17 protein-coding genes are annotated in these 14955 nt (G+C 68.0%); 10 read left to right on the top strand and 7 right to left on the bottom strand.

Translation table 11 applies throughout. The features are described from left to right. Positions 1-252 precede the first annotated feature (252 nt). From AB0H49_RS12185 to AB0H49_RS12175, 3 genes are read left to right on the top strand one after another with little or no spacing between them, the layout of a single operon-like run. Complete coding sequence (locus tag AB0H49_RS12185) at positions 253-708, top strand: hypothetical protein (protein ID WP_355001980.1); 456 nt, start codon at positions 253-255, stop codon at positions 706-708. 52 nt (positions 709-760) lie between these two features. Next, positions 761-1753 (top strand): SGNH/GDSL hydrolase family protein, encoded by a 993-nt coding sequence (locus AB0H49_RS12180; protein WP_357250409.1) that lies wholly within the window; start codon positions 761-763, stop codon positions 1751-1753. 43 nt (positions 1754-1796) lie between these two features. Beyond that, positions 1797-3017 carry an acetyl-CoA C-acetyltransferase gene (locus tag AB0H49_RS12175; protein ID WP_355001982.1) on the top strand — a complete coding sequence of 407 codons (1221 nt, stop codon included), beginning with the start codon at positions 1797-1799 and terminating at the stop codon, positions 3015-3017. A gap of 133 nt (positions 3018-3150) precedes the next feature. Here the strand turns inward: AB0H49_RS12175 and AB0H49_RS12170 are convergent, their stop codons facing one another. Continuing rightward, positions 3151-4011 (bottom strand): Bax inhibitor-1/YccA family protein, encoded by an 861-nt coding sequence (locus tag AB0H49_RS12170; protein WP_355001983.1) that lies wholly within the window; start codon positions 4009-4011, stop codon positions 3151-3153. A gap of 127 nt (positions 4012-4138) precedes the next feature. After that, positions 4139-5290 (bottom strand): methyltransferase, encoded by a 1152-nt coding sequence (locus AB0H49_RS12165; protein WP_357250405.1) that lies wholly within the window; start codon positions 5288-5290, stop codon positions 4139-4141. 465 nt (positions 5291-5755) lie between these two features. On the opposite strand from AB0H49_RS12165, the gene AB0H49_RS12160 reads away from it, so the two are divergent. The 4 genes from AB0H49_RS12160 (at position 5756) to AB0H49_RS12145 (ending at position 8426) form a co-directional block, all read left to right on the top strand. Next, positions 5756-6334, top strand: a complete 579-nt coding sequence (locus AB0H49_RS12160) for a hypothetical protein (protein ID WP_355001985.1) — start codon at positions 5756-5758, stop codon at positions 6332-6334. Positions 6335-6425: 91 nt separating this feature from the next. Further along, positions 6426-6998, top strand: a complete 573-nt coding sequence (locus AB0H49_RS12155) for a DUF6153 family protein (RefSeq protein ID WP_357250401.1) — start codon at positions 6426-6428, stop codon at positions 6996-6998. A gap of 89 nt (positions 6999-7087) precedes the next feature. After that, a complete protein-coding gene (locus AB0H49_RS12150) occupies positions 7088-7705 on the top strand; it encodes a DUF305 domain-containing protein (RefSeq protein WP_357250398.1) in 618 nt (205 codons plus the stop codon). A gap of 187 nt (positions 7706-7892) precedes the next feature. After that, positions 7893-8426 carry a hypothetical protein gene (locus tag AB0H49_RS12145; protein WP_357250395.1) on the top strand — a complete coding sequence of 178 codons (534 nt, stop codon included), beginning with the start codon at positions 7893-7895 and terminating at the stop codon, positions 8424-8426. A gap of 9 nt (positions 8427-8435) precedes the next feature. Here the strand turns inward: AB0H49_RS12145 and AB0H49_RS12140 are convergent, their stop codons facing one another. Together AB0H49_RS12140 and AB0H49_RS12135 are read right to left on the bottom strand one after the other, a co-directional pair. Continuing rightward, positions 8436-8750, bottom strand: coding sequence for a hypothetical protein (locus AB0H49_RS12140; protein WP_357250392.1), 315 nt, complete (start codon positions 8748-8750; stop codon positions 8436-8438). A gap of 106 nt (positions 8751-8856) precedes the next feature. After that, positions 8857-9333: a hypothetical protein gene (locus AB0H49_RS12135; protein WP_357250389.1), complete on the bottom strand. Its 477-nt coding sequence runs from the start codon at positions 9331-9333 to the stop codon at positions 8857-8859. A 335-nt stretch (positions 9334-9668) separates the two neighbouring features. Between AB0H49_RS12135 and AB0H49_RS12130 the strand changes: the two genes are divergently transcribed. Genes AB0H49_RS12130 through AB0H49_RS12120 form a run of 3 tightly spaced genes read left to right on the top strand, consistent with a single transcriptional unit; the run spans position 9669 to position 11813 of the window. Then, complete coding sequence (locus AB0H49_RS12130; RefSeq protein WP_355001991.1) at positions 9669-9899, top strand: DUF6480 family protein; 231 nt, start codon at positions 9669-9671, stop codon at positions 9897-9899. A gap of 49 nt (positions 9900-9948) precedes the next feature. Then, positions 9949-10590, top strand: coding sequence for a GntR family transcriptional regulator (locus AB0H49_RS12125; protein WP_357250386.1), 642 nt, complete (start codon positions 9949-9951; stop codon positions 10588-10590). Then, positions 10590-11813 carry an MFS transporter gene (locus tag AB0H49_RS12120; protein WP_357250383.1) on the top strand — a complete coding sequence of 408 codons (1224 nt, stop codon included), beginning with the start codon at positions 10590-10592 and terminating at the stop codon, positions 11811-11813. The genes AB0H49_RS12125 and AB0H49_RS12120 overlap by 1 nt, the downstream gene beginning before the upstream one ends. A 22-nt stretch (positions 11814-11835) precedes the next feature. Here the strand turns inward: AB0H49_RS12120 and AB0H49_RS12115 are convergent, their stop codons facing one another. The 3 genes from AB0H49_RS12115 to AB0H49_RS12105 all read right to left on the bottom strand — a co-directional run bounded on the left by AB0H49_RS12115 (position 11836) and on the right by AB0H49_RS12105 (position 14933). After that, positions 11836-12549, bottom strand: coding sequence for a DsbA family oxidoreductase (locus AB0H49_RS12115; protein WP_357250380.1), 714 nt, complete (start codon positions 12547-12549; stop codon positions 11836-11838). Between the two features lie 177 nt (positions 12550-12726). After that, positions 12727-13998, bottom strand: coding sequence for a serine hydrolase (locus AB0H49_RS12110; protein ID WP_357250377.1), 1272 nt, complete (start codon positions 13996-13998; stop codon positions 12727-12729). A gap of 461 nt (positions 13999-14459) precedes the next feature. Next, positions 14460-14933 (bottom strand): SitI3 family protein, encoded by a 474-nt coding sequence (locus AB0H49_RS12105; RefSeq protein WP_357250374.1) that lies wholly within the window; start codon positions 14931-14933, stop codon positions 14460-14462. Positions 14934-14955: the final 22 nt, after the last annotated feature.

The following is a 14955-nucleotide window of genomic DNA, read 5'->3' as shown; positions in this document are numbered from 1 at the left end:
CAGAAGGCCCCAGCGGCATGAGCGACGGTCCCGGAGGCGGCAGCGCAGCGTGACCACGCAGGGGCCCGGGAATGCCGCCCAAACCAACACCGCGGCATGAGCGACGGTCCCGGAGGCGGCAGCGCAGCGTGACCACGCAGGGGCCCGGGAACGCCGGGGATAGGAAACACTGTGAGTTCGCGCACGTGAGCCCGGAGCGTCCCCTCGGCGACACGCCACATGGTCGGCCGAGCGCCCTTAAGATCGGGAAACATGAGGCAGCCCACTATCGCTCGCGCCGCAACCGTCCTCGCCGCGACGGCGACGGCCGCGCTGATCGGGACCGCGCAGGCAAGCGCGGGCACGGTGTCGTTCCCGCCCGTGCCGACCACGGCGCACGGCGGACTCTGCTGGACCACCATTCAGACCTGGGCCGACACCAGCCCCGAGTGGCCGGGCCGCGCCATTCTCAACGTCCGCGCGCTGCCGGTCGCGGGTATCGGTCCTGGCCTGTACCCGCTCGCGCCGCTGTGCGAGGTGCGCACCACCGTGGCATGGCGCAACCTGAACACCGGTGCGACCGGCGCCTACGAGAACACGGTGGTCACCGGTATCTACGGCAGCATCCAGTACGCGCTGTTCCAGGACACCGGCCCCGGCCGCATCGAAGTCACCGTCACCACCGATGCGCTGAGCATTCCCGCGCGCGGCACGTTCGACGTGATCTGAGGCGTTACTCGGCCTCCCGACTTCGTCGCGCCGACCCCGTAAAATTTCGGGCGTGGGAGCACCTCGGATCAGCTGGCGAACGGCCGTCGTCACCGGTGCTGCGACGTTGCTCGCGGGTTCCGGGGCGGGCACCGCGTCGTGGGCCGCGTATCGGCTGCTCATGGCGCAGGCCGGCGCCGCGCGCGGCGTGATCGGCCGCGACACCTCCAAGCCGCCGGAGGCGGACGGCATCTACACCGCGGGTTGCGTCGCGCCCGAGCCGTGGCGTACCGGCAAGCACGCCGACCTGCACCTGATGATCTTCGGCGACTCCACCGCGGCCGGTGTCGGCTGCCTGACCGCCGACGGCGTGCCCGGCGTGCGCATCGCCCGCGCGCTCGCCGAGGCCAGCGGGAAACGAATCCGGTTGAGCACCAAGGCGATCTCCGGCGCCACCTCCAAAGGTCTCGCCGGACAGGTGGACGCCATGTTCGTGGCGGGACCGCCGCCGGACGCCGCGGTGATCTTCATCGGCGCCAACGACATCACCAAGAAGCACTCCATCGGCGCCTCGGCGCGCAGGCTCGGCGCCGCGGTGGCCCGGCTGCACCTGTCGGGCAGCGTCGTCGTGGTCGGCACCTGTCCCGATCTGGGGACGGTGTCCGCGATTCCGCAGCCGCTGCGCACCATCGTGTGGAACTGGAGCGTGCGACTGGCCAGGGCGCAGTTCGCGGTCACCATCGCAGCCGGCGGACACCCGGTAGCGCTGGGCGAGCTGGGCCGGGAATTTCGCACCGCGCCCGAGCAGATGTTCTCCGCCGACGGCTTCCATCCCTCGGCCGCCGGCTACGAACTCGCCGCGGCGCGGGTGCTTCCCGCGCTGCTCGCGGCCCTGGAACAGCGGGGGCTGAACACCGACCGTGGCGCGCACGGCCTGCGCCGCGGACTCGCGGCCCGGCTGCGCGGGCTGGTTGCCCAGAAATCCGGCGCGGTCGCAGCGGACGACGCCGAAGCGCGCAATGGCCGGGGCGACGTTCCCGGCGCTCGACAGGTTCGGTACACATAGAGGTGCCAGTACAAAACTGAGCAGCAAGTACGAAGGAGCCCTCATGCCAGAGGCAGTTATCGTTTCGACCGCCCGCTCCCCCATCGGCCGGGCCCGCAAGGGTTCGCTGGTCGACATGCGGCCCGACGACCTGACCACCCAGATCGTGCGCGCGGCGCTCGACAAGGTTCCTGCGCTCGACCCGACCCAGATCGATGACCTGATCCTGGGCTGCGGCTCCCCGGGCGGCGAGCAGGGCTTCAACATCGCTCGCATCGTCGCGGTGCAGCTGGGATTCGACACCCTCCCCGGCACCACCGTGCACCGCTACTGCGCTTCCTCGCTGCAGTCCACCCGGATGGCCTTCCACGCCATCAAGGCGGGCGAGGGCGACGTATTCATCTCCGCGGGCGTCGAGACCGTCTCGCGCTACGTCAGCGGCTCGGCCGACAGCTGGCCGAACACCCAGAACCCGCTGTTCGACGAGGCGCAGGCCCGGACCGCGAAGACCGCCGAGGGCGGCGCGGGCGTGTGGCACGACCCGCGCGAGGACGGCCTGATCCCCGACGCCTACATCGCGATGGGCCAGACCGCCGAGAACGTCGCCACCTCCACCGGCATCAGCCGCGAGGACCAGGACCGCTGGGGCGTGCGCTCGCAGAACCGCGCGGAGGAGGCCATCAAGAACGGCTTCTTCGAGCGCGAGATCACCCCGATCACGCTGCCGGACGGCACCGTGGTCTCCACCGACGACGGCCCGCGCGCTGGCGTCACCTACGAAGCCGTCTCCCAGCTGAAGCCGGTCTTCCGTCCCGACGGCACCATCACCGCCGGTAACTGTTGTCCGCTCAACGACGGCGCCGCCGCGCTGGTCATCATGAGCGACACCAAGGCCAAGGAACTCGGCCTGACCCCGCTGGCGCGCATCGTGTCCACCGGCGTCTCGGGCCTGTCGCCGGAGATCATGGGCCTCGGCCCGATCGAGGCCGTCAAGCGCGCGCTGGCGCTTGCGGGCAAGACGGTCGGCGACATCGACCTGTTCGAGATCAACGAGGCCTTCGCCGTGCAGGTGCTCGGCTCGGCTCGTGAGCTGAAGATCGATGAGGACAAGTTGAACGTCTCCGGTGGCGCCATCGCCCTCGGCCACCCGTTCGGCATGACCGGCGCCCGCATCACCACCACGCTCCTCAACAACCTCCAGACCTACGACAAGCAGTTCGGTGTGGAGACCATGTGCGTCGGTGGCGGCCAGGGTATGGCGATGGTCATCGAGCGGCTGAGCTGATAGTTCGTTTCGCCGACGACAAGGGCGGCCACCAGGTTTACCCGGTGGCCGCCCTTTGTCTGCATTTCGACCGCAGCCGTCAGGCTGGACGACCTCAGTCGGTGAGGCCGCGGATTCAGCCCGCGGCCGGTCGTCAGTCGTTCTGGAAGTAGCTCAGCAGTCGCAGGATCTCGACGTAGAGCCAGACCAGGGTGACGGTCAGGCCGAGCGCCACGCCCCAGGCCGCCTTCTCCGGCGCCTGCGCGCGGATCAGCTGATCGGCGGCGTCGAAGTCGAGCAGGAAGCTGAACGCGGCGATCGCGATGCAGACCAGGCTGAACACGATGGCGAGCGGGCCACCGTCGCGCAGGCCGAGGCCGCCGTCGATGAAGAAGCTCGCGATCAGGTTGCCCAGCATGAGCACGACGACGCCGATGAGAGCGCCGACGATCATGCGGGTGAATCGTGGCGTCACGCGGATCGCGCCCGTCTTGTAGACGACGAGCATGCCCGCGAACACACCGAAGGTGCCCAGCACGGCCTGCACGATCAGCGTGCTACCGCCCGCACCACCGAAGGTGATGTCGGTGAACATGAACGACAGCGCACCCAGGAACAAGCCCTCGGCGACCGCGTAACCCAGCACGATCGCCGGGTTGTCCATCTTGTTGGCGAAGCTGGCGATCAGCACGAGCACCAGGCCGACCAGACCGCCGACGATGACGAACAGCGGCGCGAGGCTGGTGTTGGCCGTGGTGAGGCCGTAGGCGATGATCGCCGACAGGGCGAGCACGCCCAGCGTGATGCCGGTCTTGGTCACCACGTCGTCGATCGTCATGGCCCGGTGGGTGGGCGGGGCCTGCTGATAGGGCTGCTGCTGGTACTGGTTGGGGTACTGGTTACCGAACTGCTGCCCGAACTGCCCGGCACCCGCTACACCCGAACCGAAGTTGGCGTAGCCGCCGCCCTCTTGCTTGGGCAGATTCTTGAAGACCGGATTGCTTGTGGTGCGCACCGTGAGTGCCTTTCTGGAGTCGTTGCCGCTGTCTGCCGAGCCGTCGCTCGATATCCAACTGCCTGGTCCAACGTTCGGCACTCGCGTCGAGTTCCCGAGCCGTTCGCCGAGGCGGACAATTCGGACTCTACCGTTGCCGGACGTCGTGCAAGCCACGCACCGACCGTGTCACCGTGAACTTCCGGTTTCGGCCGATCACCTCGGTGCGCCCGACCATCCGCTCGACCACACCGCGATAGTTGAGATGGGTGTTGTACACCGTCCAGAGTTCGCCGCCGGGGCGCAGCACGCGACCGGTTTCGGCGAACATCTTGATGGCGGAGCCGGTGTGCACCGCCGCGCCGACGTGGAACGGCGGGTTGCACAGCACGAGATCGGCGCTGTTGTCGGCGGCCGAGGACATCGCGTCGTCGCGTACCACCGTCACCCGGTCGGCGACCTCGTTGGCCGATGCCGTCGCCCGCGCCGAGGCCACCGCGGCAGCCGACTGATCCGTGCCGACCACCCGCAGCGCCGGGCGCGCCTTGGCGAGCGCCACCGCGAGGATGCCGGTGCCGCAGCCGAGGTCGATGGCGTCGCGGGCGTCCGGCTTCATCCACTTCAGGTGCTGCAACAGGAACCTGGTTCCGATGTCCAGACGCGGACCCGAGAACGCCGCGCCGTGGGCGACGACTTCGATGCCGACCTCGTCGAGGCATTCGCGCACCGGAAACGGCGGGTCGCCAACGGGTTTCGGACCCTCGACGAGAAGCGTGCGCGACTTCTGCCTGCCCCGGCTGGCCAGGACGGTCGAAAACGACTCGGCGAGTACATCGTTCATCGACTTGGTCAGATACTTGTCGCGCCCGCCCGCGATCACGCTCACCCCGGGGGCGGCGTACCGCGCGATCGCGTCGGCCACCTCCGCGAGACCCGCGAGCACCCTGGGCAGCCGGAGCAGCACCACTTCGACGCCGCTCAGCAGTTCCTCGGTGAGCGCGTGCGCGGTATAGCGGTCGGCCAGGCCGAGCGTGCGGGCGTTGTTGGCCAGCGCCAGCTCGCCGGTGAGCAGATCTTGGTGCACCCGGACCTCGCGCAGGTCGTGCCTGGCGATCGCGCCGAGCGTCAGCGCGCCGTAGTTGTCACCGATAACGGCTATCTTTCCGCTACCGGCTGTCTCGATCGCGTCCGCGGCCGCGTCGAGGATCAACCGGTCGGCGGCATCGACGGCATAGAGGTTCAGCGCCTCCACATCCGGATACCGCCGCAGTCGGCCAAACACGTCCTCGAGATCGTCCACACGTCAAGTGTGCTAGATCGTTGCCGCATAGTCGCGCGCGGCCCGGCAAATAGAGATTCCGGTGTCGCACCGCGGCTCGTGGCTCGGTACGAGACCCTGTGTCGCAAGGAAACTCGCGCAGGGTCGGGGTGCGACGCGGGCTGCGGACACGCGACGGGAAAGAGACCTTTACCGGCGGCAAGTATCCGGAGCTCCGGTGCCGAGCCAGGTTCGCGCTCCAAAACTACTGCCCAGCAACCGATCACCCCGGGTCGTGCGGCTGCGACGTGCCGCTGTCCGCGCGCAACCATCCTGAACGTTCTCGACAATTGTCCCGGCCGGGACCGGCCACCCGGCCGCTGCGGTAGGGACCGGGCGGCTCCGTCGTCACCGTCCGAACAAGCAATCCGCGCGACACGCGGAGGGCACACGCCAGGTCCGTCATTGTCCCCCGATCCGGCGAAGCCGCTGCGTAGCATCAGCCCCATGCGCAACAGGATGGTGTTGGCGGTCGCCGTCACGGCGGCCCTGATCGCGGGCTGTGACGACGGCGAATCGGTCTCGGCCACCTCGACTCCGCCGCCGACGACGACCGGCTCGCTCGTCGAGGCGCCCGTGCAGCCGCCGGGCGACGCGGGTCCCAAGCGCGGCACCCCGTCCGGCAATGCCGCGCTCACCGTCACCGATCTGCGCATCGGCCACCATTCCGGCTTCGACCGCGTCGTCTACGACCTCGGCGGCACCGGAACCCCCGGCTGGATCGTGCAGTACACCGATCAGGCGGTGCAGGACGGCAGCGGCAACGTCCTCGAGGTGGCCGGACAGTCCGTGCTCGAAGTCCAGATCACCGGATCGGCCTACCCCTTCGACAGCGGCGTCACCCCCTACTCCGGCCCCGATCCCGCCACCGACCCGAGCGCCCCGGGCATCGCGGGCGTCTACCGCACCACTGTCTTCGAGGGCACGACCCAATCCTTCATCGGGGTCAACGCCGATCGCCCTGCCTTCTCGGTCACCACGCTGTCCGACCCGACCCGCCTTGTGATCGACATCGCCACGTCCTGAATCGCCGGAAAGCGGATAAGAGCAGCGGCGACTCACCCATACGCACAGGGGGTACAGGTAACCTCTCCGGTCGCCCGCTACCCTGTTCGATGTGACCGCGCCGCACGCCGCCAAGCAGGCATCCGGGTTCACCCGGCTGCTGGGTGTGGTCGCCCTCATCGCAGGAATCGCGGCCATGCACGTCGGCATCTTCACCACCCCCGCCGCTGCCAAGCACCACTCGACCAGTGCGGCAGCCGGATCGTCTGCCGCCGCCGGCCCCGTTGCCTCCACACCGGCCCGCCATGCTGCCTCCGGCGCGGCGCACCACGGTGCCGACACCTCGACCGCCCCCGTTGCCTCGCGCCCCGCCGCGCGGATCTTTGACAGCGACCACCGTTCCGGGTCCGCCGACCAGGCCCACGCGGTTGCCCGGAGCGAATCTTCGGCGGGCGCCGCCGCCCAACCCGGGTGCGCCGAGTGCGGCGACGGCCACGCCGGTCTGCACGCCTGCGTCTTCATCCTGACCGCGCTCGCCCTGGCGGTCCTGCTCGTTCTGCTGTACCGGATCGCGGGCGATCACCTCGTGGGTGGCCCGAAGCCGCGGCACCGGCGGCCCAGACGTGAACGCCCACCGCCCTGGACCGTGTTGTCCCTGGCCGAATTGTCGATTCTGCGGATCTGACAGGTCCACCGCGTCCGTGATCAACCACGGCCGTGGTTCCGTCCTGCCCTCGTAAACCGTGCTTTTCGCAATTCCCAAGGAGTTCGACCATGTTCATCACCCGTACCCGCATCACGATCGCCGCCGTCGCGTCGGCCGCCCTGCTGTTCGCCGCCGGATGCGGCGACGATTCCGATTCGACGTCCGGCACCGACCACGGCGCATCGTCGAGCACCACCGCGGCGGCCACCTCCGCCGCCCGGACCGATTTCGACAACGCCGATGTGACGTTCCTGCAGATGATGTACCCGCACCACGCGCAGGCGGTCGAGATGGCGAAGCTGGTGCCCGGCCACACCGAGAACCCGCAGCTGCGCGCCTTGGCCGCGGAGATCGAGAAGGCGCAGGCACCCGAGATGGAGCAGATCAGTGCCCTATTGCAGAGCTTCGGCAAGCCAGCGCCCACCGCGGGCGGTGGGCATGAGGGTCACGGCATGCCGGGGATGATGTCGGCCGAGCAGATGACCGCGCTGCAGGCCGCTTCCGGCCCCGCGTTCGACGAGATGTGGCTGGAAATGATGATCGAACACCACGCCGGCGCGATCGATATGGCGAAGACCGAACTGGCCGACGGCGTCAATCCCGACGCGCAGGCGCTGGCCCGCACGGTGATCGCCGCGCAGGAAGCGGAGATCGCCACCATGCGCGCCATGCTCGACCAGAACTGACCGTGCGACCGGTCCGCATCGCCGCCGACCCGGGTGCGATGCGGACCGGTCGGACCGGTTCGGCCCCTGCGATATCGGTTGGCCATCGATATCAGCACGGCCAGCTGTTCGGCCCGGTCGCGCACAGTAACGTCGTAAGGTCCGGTCTCGTCCGCGGCTGGACGCACCGAGGGGAAGGCGAACGGACATGCGACGTTTGGAACGCGCGGGCCTGGCCGCCGCGGCGGCGGCGACCGCGAGCGGCATCATCTTCATCGGCGCCTGCTCCACGCAGATCACCGGCAATCCACAGGTCAACCAGACCGAGTTGGCCGCCTACACCTCCGAAGTCGCCGCCTCCTCGGCCGCCGCGTCCTCGTCGCGGGCCGCCGCCGCCGAACGCGCGGCAGGGGCGGCCTGCGACGCCTTCGCCGCCGCGAACGAGAGCTCGGTGGACTCGTTCAACGCCTACATCGACGCCAGCAACAACAACGCGCCCGACGCGGAGGCCAAGGCCAACGACGCCGTGAACACCTTGCGTACCAACGCGCGCAACGTAGACCAGAAGTTGACCAGGGACGTGCCCCCGGACGTCGCGAGCAGCCTGCGCTCCTACCGCGACGACACCAACAACCTCGCCGATCTACTCGAACGCCGCGTCGACGTCGACACGCTCAACGACGCCATCGACCAGTTCAACGGGACCAAGAACGCCGCACGCGAGGTCTGCCGAGCCCACTGATCCGCCCCCTCACCACGCCGCAGGCTGCTCGTAGCTCGAACCTTCTTGTTGCGCAAGCCGATTCCGCCGCTCGAACAAGAGCAACCCCGTACCCGCCAGCAACGCGGCGCCCGCGACGACGGCCGCGAACAACGCCCATCCCTCCGCGCCGAGGGCCGCGATGGCGATGGTGACGACCACGGTGAACAACCCAACCCCGACCAGCACGAGACCGACCCCGTTCCTGGCGTCGGCCATCGTCTCCCCGGGTCGCGGTTCGGCCGTGCGAGCGATATCCGGTGCGTCGTCGAGCGGGGGAATCTCCCACGCTCCGTCGGATGCCATGATGCGACCACCTCGTTCAGCGGATCGATAGTGTCGCTGGCTGGATGCCCAGCCTTCTCGCGCCGAAACTGACCGCATGACAACCACATCGGCGCAGGGTGGTCGCTCAGCCAGCTAGCGCGCGACCACGCAGGTCACCGTGGTGACCGAATCTCGATACAGCGCCGATCAATTCGTTGAGAAACGGACCCGGCTGCGGCAGCTCGTAGCCTGGCGGCCACAGCCAGCGGCGCTCGTCCGAGGTGGGCCGGCTGGCTTCGCTGAGCAGCGGCAGCGCGACCTGTTCACCCCACTCCACGATCCGCACGTCGGCCTCGGCGAGCACGGGCCGGTGCGCCTGCTCGCCGGTGGGGATGCCCGCGGTGAGGAAGACCCACCGTCCGGTGTCCGGGTCGACGAACACGGGCCCGGCGTGCTGCGCGGGCTGCAACAAGGTCTGTAGGCGCGCGCCTAGCGGCTCGGGCATCGTCACGACCCCCGCAACGCCCACCCGCAGGACCACCTGGGTGCCCATGATCGCGACGGGGAATCGGTACATCTCCCGATAGGTCACGAAGGTCTGCCGCAATGTCATCGTCGCCATCCACCTTCCACGGATCGGCAGGCTTGTGGAATCGATCGCGGCGACATCGTCCCGCCACATCGCGATCCCTTTCGATATTCGCTGCGCGGGTCGGGCCCCGGCAACGCGTTCGGCGATCGCTGGGGAAATCACCAGTGCGGCGCGCGCCGCCCTGGAGATCCCACAACGCCCTGCGACGTGATTGGCGGATGCGATCGCGGGTAACCGGCGGACATGGAGCTACTGGTGATCATCGGGATCGCCGTGCTCGTCGGCGCGGTGGTCCTCTATCGAAAGATGTCCGGACGGCGACCCGAGTCGCCGGAAACCCCCGGCAACGACGGGAAGTGATTCCCATGTCGGCAATGGACCCCGATCCCGCGCGCACCCCCGATCTGGAACCCGGCGGCGGCGTCGCACCCGGCTCGACCCCGCCGGAAACGGCACAGACCTCAGGCCTCTCCGCACCGGAGCCGCGCACCAGGCACCGGTTCCCCGGAACGGGTGTGGCCGCGATGGCGGTCACGATCGCCTTGGTGGTCGTTTTCGCCGTGGTCGCCATCGCGATAATCGTGTCGCTGATCTGACCCGGGGCGGCCGGTCAGGTGCGCCGCGTGCGTACCTAAGATACAACTTGTGTCTAAGACGTACTCATCGGCCGAGCACGCCTATCGCGAGGTGAAAGAGCGCATCCTGTCGGGTGCGCTGCCCGGTGGCGAGCTGATCAGCGAGGGCGAGATCGCCACCGCGCTCGGCACCTCGCGCACGCCTGTCCGCGAGGCGTTTCTCCGGCTGGAGACCGAGGGGTGGATGCGGCTCTATCCCAAGCGCGGCGCGCTGGTGGTGCCGATACCGCCCGACGAAGCCGAGCATGTCGCGCACGCCAGGTACGTCGTCGAGACCGCGGCCGTTCGCACGCTGGTGGCGACCGGCCCCGGCGCCGTGGAGGCGTCGTTGCGCGCTTCGCTGGATCGGCAACGCGTCCTCGCCGCGGGTCGAGACCTGGACTCTTTCGCCGTCGAGGACACCGACTTCCACCGCAGCTACGTCGTCGCGGCGGGCAATCCGCTGCTGACCGGCTTCTATGACTCGCTCCGGGAGCGGCAGCGCCGGATGAACAGCGTCGCCCTGCGCCGCGGTCCGCTGGACATCGACCGGATCATCGACCAGCACGTCCGCCTCACGGAGCTGCTGATCGGCGGTGACGTCGACGGTTTCGCCACGGCGCTGGTCGAACACCTCGCCGGTGTGCACCAGCTGGAACTACGGGGCCTGTGATGACGACCCTGACCGCTCTACGTCCCACCGAATCTCCCACCTCGACCAGACTGTGGTGGGGCGTCGCCGCCGCGGTGTTCGCCATCGCCTGGGGCGGGAACGAGTTCACTCCGCTGCTGGTCATGTACAAGAGCCACGGCCTTCCGCTGACGACGGTGGACCTGCTGCTCTTCTACTACGTCCTCGGCATCGTCCCCGCGCTGCTGATCGGCGGCCCGCTTTCCGACCGCTACGGCCGCCGACGCCTCATGCTGCCCGCGCCGCTGATCGCGGCCGGCGGCTCCTTGCTGCTGGCCGTCGGCTCCGATTCGGTGCCCGCGCTCGCGGCGGGACGGGTGCTGTGCGGTGTCGCGCTGGGCCTGGCGATGGCGGTGGGCAGCAGCTGGCTCAAGGAGCTTTCCCAGCCGCCGCATGGGCCGGTGGTGCCCGCGGGAACCGGTGCGCGACGATCGGCGATGAGCTTGACCGGCGGGTTCGCCGTCGGGGCGGGTGTGGCCGGGGTGCTCGCGCAGTGGGGGCCGCTGCCCGGCTCGCTCACCTATCTGATCAATGCGGCGCTGTGCGTTCTCGCCGCCGCTTGGATGTCGCGTGCGCCGGAAACGGTTCTGTCTCAGTATGATTCGAAGCGGCTCATCGACGATCTGAAGATCCCCGCCGCGGGCCACCGCCGGTTCCTGTGCATCGCCGTGCCCGCGGCATTGTGGTTGTTCACCTCCGCGGCAACGGCTTACGCGGTGATGCCGACCTTGATGCTGCCGCACGTGAGTGGCGCGCCCATCGCGTTCTCGGCGTTGATCACCGTCGTCACGCTGGGTTGCGGATTCGCGATCCAGTCGGTGGCTCGGCGCATCGACCGCCCCGGCACCGCGCGCGCCGCAGCGGTCGGGCTATCGCTGGTCACCTGCGGAATGCTCGCCGCGACATGGGCTTCCGGTGTTCTCACGCTCGGCGCGACCATCTGCACCGCCGCCGTTCTCGGTGCGGGATATGGAATCGGACTCGTCGCCGGGTTGCAGGAGATCGAGCGCATTGCCCGGCCGGATGACCTCGCGGGGCTCACGGCGGTCTTCTACTCGGTCAGTTACGTGGGATTCGGTGTGCCCGCGGCACTTTCGTTCCTGCATCAGAACGTGGGGTGGAGTTATCCGTCGATGTACACCGGGCTCGCGGTTGCGGCGGCGGGGTGCTTGGCGCTCGTGTTGCGCAACTACCGCGGCAGCTGATCACCAGGCCGCTTCGGAAGATTCACTCCCGAGCAGGCACCGCGCATCCCTCGGGACCGCACGCCTCCGCGTCACCCACAATCTGCAACGCCGGTTCGCGATCGGCCCATGCGCGCTCCAGCGCCTGCGCGAAAACCGCCGACGGTTGCGCGCCCGACACTCCGTACTTGTTGTCGAACACGAAGAACGGCACACCGGTGGCGCCGAGCCGAGCCGCCTCGTGTTCGTCGGCGCGGACGGCGTCGGCGTAGGCGGTGGGATCGGCGAGCACGCCACGAACCTCGGCTTCGTCGAAGCCCGTCGCGACGGCGACCCGGACCAGTCGCTCGGCATCGCCGAACAGGGACGCCGCTTCGGCGAAGTTGGCGCGATAGAGGGCGTCGAGCAGATCGTCCTGGCGACCCTTGGCCAGCGCGAAGTGCAGGAGACGGTGCATGTCGAAGGAGTTGCCGTAGTCGCGGCCCTCGGTCAGATACGGCAGGCCCAGTTCCGCGGCTTGTGCGCCGATGCCGCGTTCGTTGGCGGCGGCCTGCGCCTCGCTGATGCCGTACTTACGCGCGATCTTCGCGACGACGGGACCGGTCTCGCCCGCGGGCAACGTCGGATCCAACTCGAACGAGCGGTGCAACACCTCGACCTCGTCGCGCTGCGGAAACTCCGCCAGCGCCCGCTCGAACCGCGCCTTGCCCAGGTAGCAGAACGGGCAGTTGATATCGGTCCAGATCTCGACCCGCACGGTCGTCCTCGCTTTCGTCGTCGCCCCGGTTGGGAGCAACGCCGCGACAATCGGGGGTGTTCCCCCGCCGCCGAGTGCCGGTGGTCACGGCAAGGCCAACCCCCGGAGACCGTGCCTGCTCGGCATCTCGCCCACTCGGGAGGTGCGACGGCTCACGGTCGCGTTGTCGGCCGATATCTACCGCCGACCGGGCGTGGGCGTAACGCAGCCGACGATGAAGCACCCCGCGGGCCAGTCGGCGAACGGCGGCGGCAACGGCTTCCCCAGGCAGGTGACCGGGTCGCAGCCCGGGTAGGCGTAGGGACCCAGTCCGAGTGCGGCGAGGGTGGCGTCCGGGTTGGTCATCATCGGGTCGGTGATGCTGACGTCGGGCAGCGGGACGTACGGTCCGGGGTCGGGCAGCGGCGGTTCCCGGAACGCACCTGCGACGGCGCGCAGCACGTCGTACGCGAAGCCGACCTCGCCGGGGGTGGTCAACCCGGTCCAGCTGACCAGCAAGTTCAGGCTCGGGACGATGTAGTTGTCCTGGCGCATCATGCCGCTCATCTTCACCGCGTCGGTCGGTAAAGCGGGGAATTCCGGCGCGCATCCGGGGCCGTTGACCACGATCAAGAAGCCGTAGCACTCGTGCGACGGCGAAGGCATCGAAGCCTTCGCCAGGTAATCCGCCGAGACGACCCGAGTGCTACCCCAATTTCCCCGATCGGCGACCAGCAGACCGAGTTTCGCGAAATCGTCGGGCGCCATCACCAGATGCGCGTAGCCATAGGTGTTTCCGCTCCGGTCGCGCGCCCAGTAATAGTCGCTGGATCGAATGCCCAACGGGTCGAAGAGTTTACGCTGCGCGTAGGCCTGGAAATCCTCGCCAACCGCCTGCTGCACCACGTAGGCGATGAGATCGACGGCCCGCTGGCTGTACTGCCACTTCGTGCCTTGCGGATGCTCGATCGGCATCGCCAAGGCCTGGGCAACCACGTTGGGATCGAGCTCCACCAGCCCGGTCACCCCCTCGGACACCACCGCGACATCTATGCCCGAGGACTCGGTGAGCAGATTCCGAACGAGGATCGCCCGATGTTCCGCATCGCCGAGGCCGGGCGGCAGATAGTTGTCGATGGGGTCGTCGAGCCGTAGCAGCCCTTCGTCCACGGCGACGCCCGCGACCAGCGAAACCACGCTCTTGGTCGCACTCCACAGATTCCACGGCACCGCACCGGTCCGCCCGTTCCGCGGCCCCGAGGCGATCAGACAATTGTTCCGAAATACCTTGAAATTCAGCCGATTCGGCGAATCGGCCGCCGCGATCGCCCGGCGCAACGCCGCCGAGTCCAGTCCGACCTCCTCGGGCGTCGCCGTCTGAAACTGCCGCCCCTGACTCACCGCGCAGTACTTCAACCCGCCGGGCTCCGCCGCGGCAGTGCCACCGAAACCACCGGCTACCACTCCCATTCCGAATGTGATAGCCAGTGCCACAACACTTTTCAGGGAAATCCGCATGGCCCGCCTTTCGCTCCCCGAGATCCGGTTGTGACATCGGCGTCCACCGAACCCCGTTACGCGAAAACACCCCTGCTCAGCGCCCCGAATTCCCTGGGCGAAACTTCCATGGGCACCCCTCGGCCCATTTGCACCGGGCGAACACGGTGACCCTGGTGCCCCCAGGCCGGCTCCAGCCAGAAGCACATCGTCCGTTGCATGCCCGCAACCACCCGATCACTCATGATCCAAACTCGAGTCGCGTTACCGACACCCAGGCGCGGTAGTCGGAGTGGCCCATCCCCAGTGAATGAGACCGCTCGGTTTTAGAGTCCTTGTGGCCCTGATCAGGGCTGGAAGGGTGGCAGACCGGCGCGACGACCGGGCCGCGGCTCGTGATCAACTATCCGACGAAGCAGCACTGGCGCTCGGCTTCATAGAGCGTACGACATACGGGTGTACGATTGGTGTAGCATATCGGTGCGCTCAGGTGTCCACATATAGGGCGCTGAATTTATTTCGAGGCTGCCCGCACGGCGAATCGCCCAAACATCGCCGGATTCCAAGAAGTATACGATCATGTCATCGGATGTCGCGGCAAGCAGTTTGGTCGCGATGAACAACATATCGGTGACTTGAGCATCTAGGCTTTCGGTCTTATTCAATCTAAAAAAGATCGATACTGTCGGCTTGAATCCGAATCGCTCCTCTATGGGGTCTCCCCAGGCTGGAGATCGGGTGGTGCTTACGCGAATATACAACCCACGTTGAACCGAAATACCATCGATGAGGCTATCCGCAGTTGTCCGATCAGAAATTTCGCCCGAGAGGGGGATCGAGTTCACCAATGTGGCGATTTCTGACACGCTTCGATCTGTTGCGACTGCCACCATGTAGTCAAGTGCCATTTACGGCGGTCTCATCAATTGT

The sequence above is a fragment of the Nocardia sp. NPDC050713 genome (genome assembly GCF_040654315.1).
Classification (GTDB): domain Bacteria; phylum Actinomycetota; class Actinomycetes; order Mycobacteriales; family Mycobacteriaceae; genus Nocardia.
The sequence above is the reverse complement of the archived record's forward strand: the minus strand, read 5'-3'. Positions and strand labels throughout refer to the sequence as shown.

What these genes read in the sequence shown, in the direction of transcription:
- AB0H49_RS12105 (WP_357250374.1), bottom strand. Translation starts at nt 14,933, where the DNA reads ATGGCACTTGACTACATGGTGGCAGTCGCAACAGATCGAAGCGTGTCA.
- AB0H49_RS12150 (WP_357250398.1), top strand. Translation starts at nt 7,088, where the DNA reads ATGTTCATCACCCGTACCCGCATCACGATCGCCGCCGTCGCGTCGGCC.
- AB0H49_RS12145 (WP_357250395.1), top strand. Translation starts at nt 7,893, where the DNA reads ATGCGACGTTTGGAACGCGCGGGCCTGGCCGCCGCGGCGGCGGCGACC.
- AB0H49_RS12140 (WP_357250392.1), bottom strand. Translation starts at nt 8,750, where the DNA reads ATGGCATCCGACGGAGCGTGGGAGATTCCCCCGCTCGACGACGCACCG.
- AB0H49_RS12185 (WP_355001980.1), top strand. Translation starts at nt 253, where the DNA reads ATGAGGCAGCCCACTATCGCTCGCGCCGCAACCGTCCTCGCCGCGACG.
- AB0H49_RS12135 (WP_357250389.1), bottom strand. Translation starts at nt 9,333, where the DNA reads ATGGCGACGATGACATTGCGGCAGACCTTCGTGACCTATCGGGAGATG.
- AB0H49_RS12160 (WP_355001985.1), top strand. Translation starts at nt 5,756, where the DNA reads ATGCGCAACAGGATGGTGTTGGCGGTCGCCGTCACGGCGGCCCTGATC.
- AB0H49_RS12110 (WP_357250377.1), bottom strand. Translation starts at nt 13,998, where the DNA reads ATGGGAGTGGTAGCCGGTGGTTTCGGTGGCACTGCCGCGGCGGAGCCC.
- AB0H49_RS12130 (WP_355001991.1), top strand. Translation starts at nt 9,669, where the DNA reads ATGTCGGCAATGGACCCCGATCCCGCGCGCACCCCCGATCTGGAACCC.
- AB0H49_RS12175 (WP_355001982.1), top strand. Translation starts at nt 1,797, where the DNA reads ATGCCAGAGGCAGTTATCGTTTCGACCGCCCGCTCCCCCATCGGCCGG.
- AB0H49_RS12120 (WP_357250383.1), top strand. Translation starts at nt 10,590, where the DNA reads ATGACGACCCTGACCGCTCTACGTCCCACCGAATCTCCCACCTCGACC.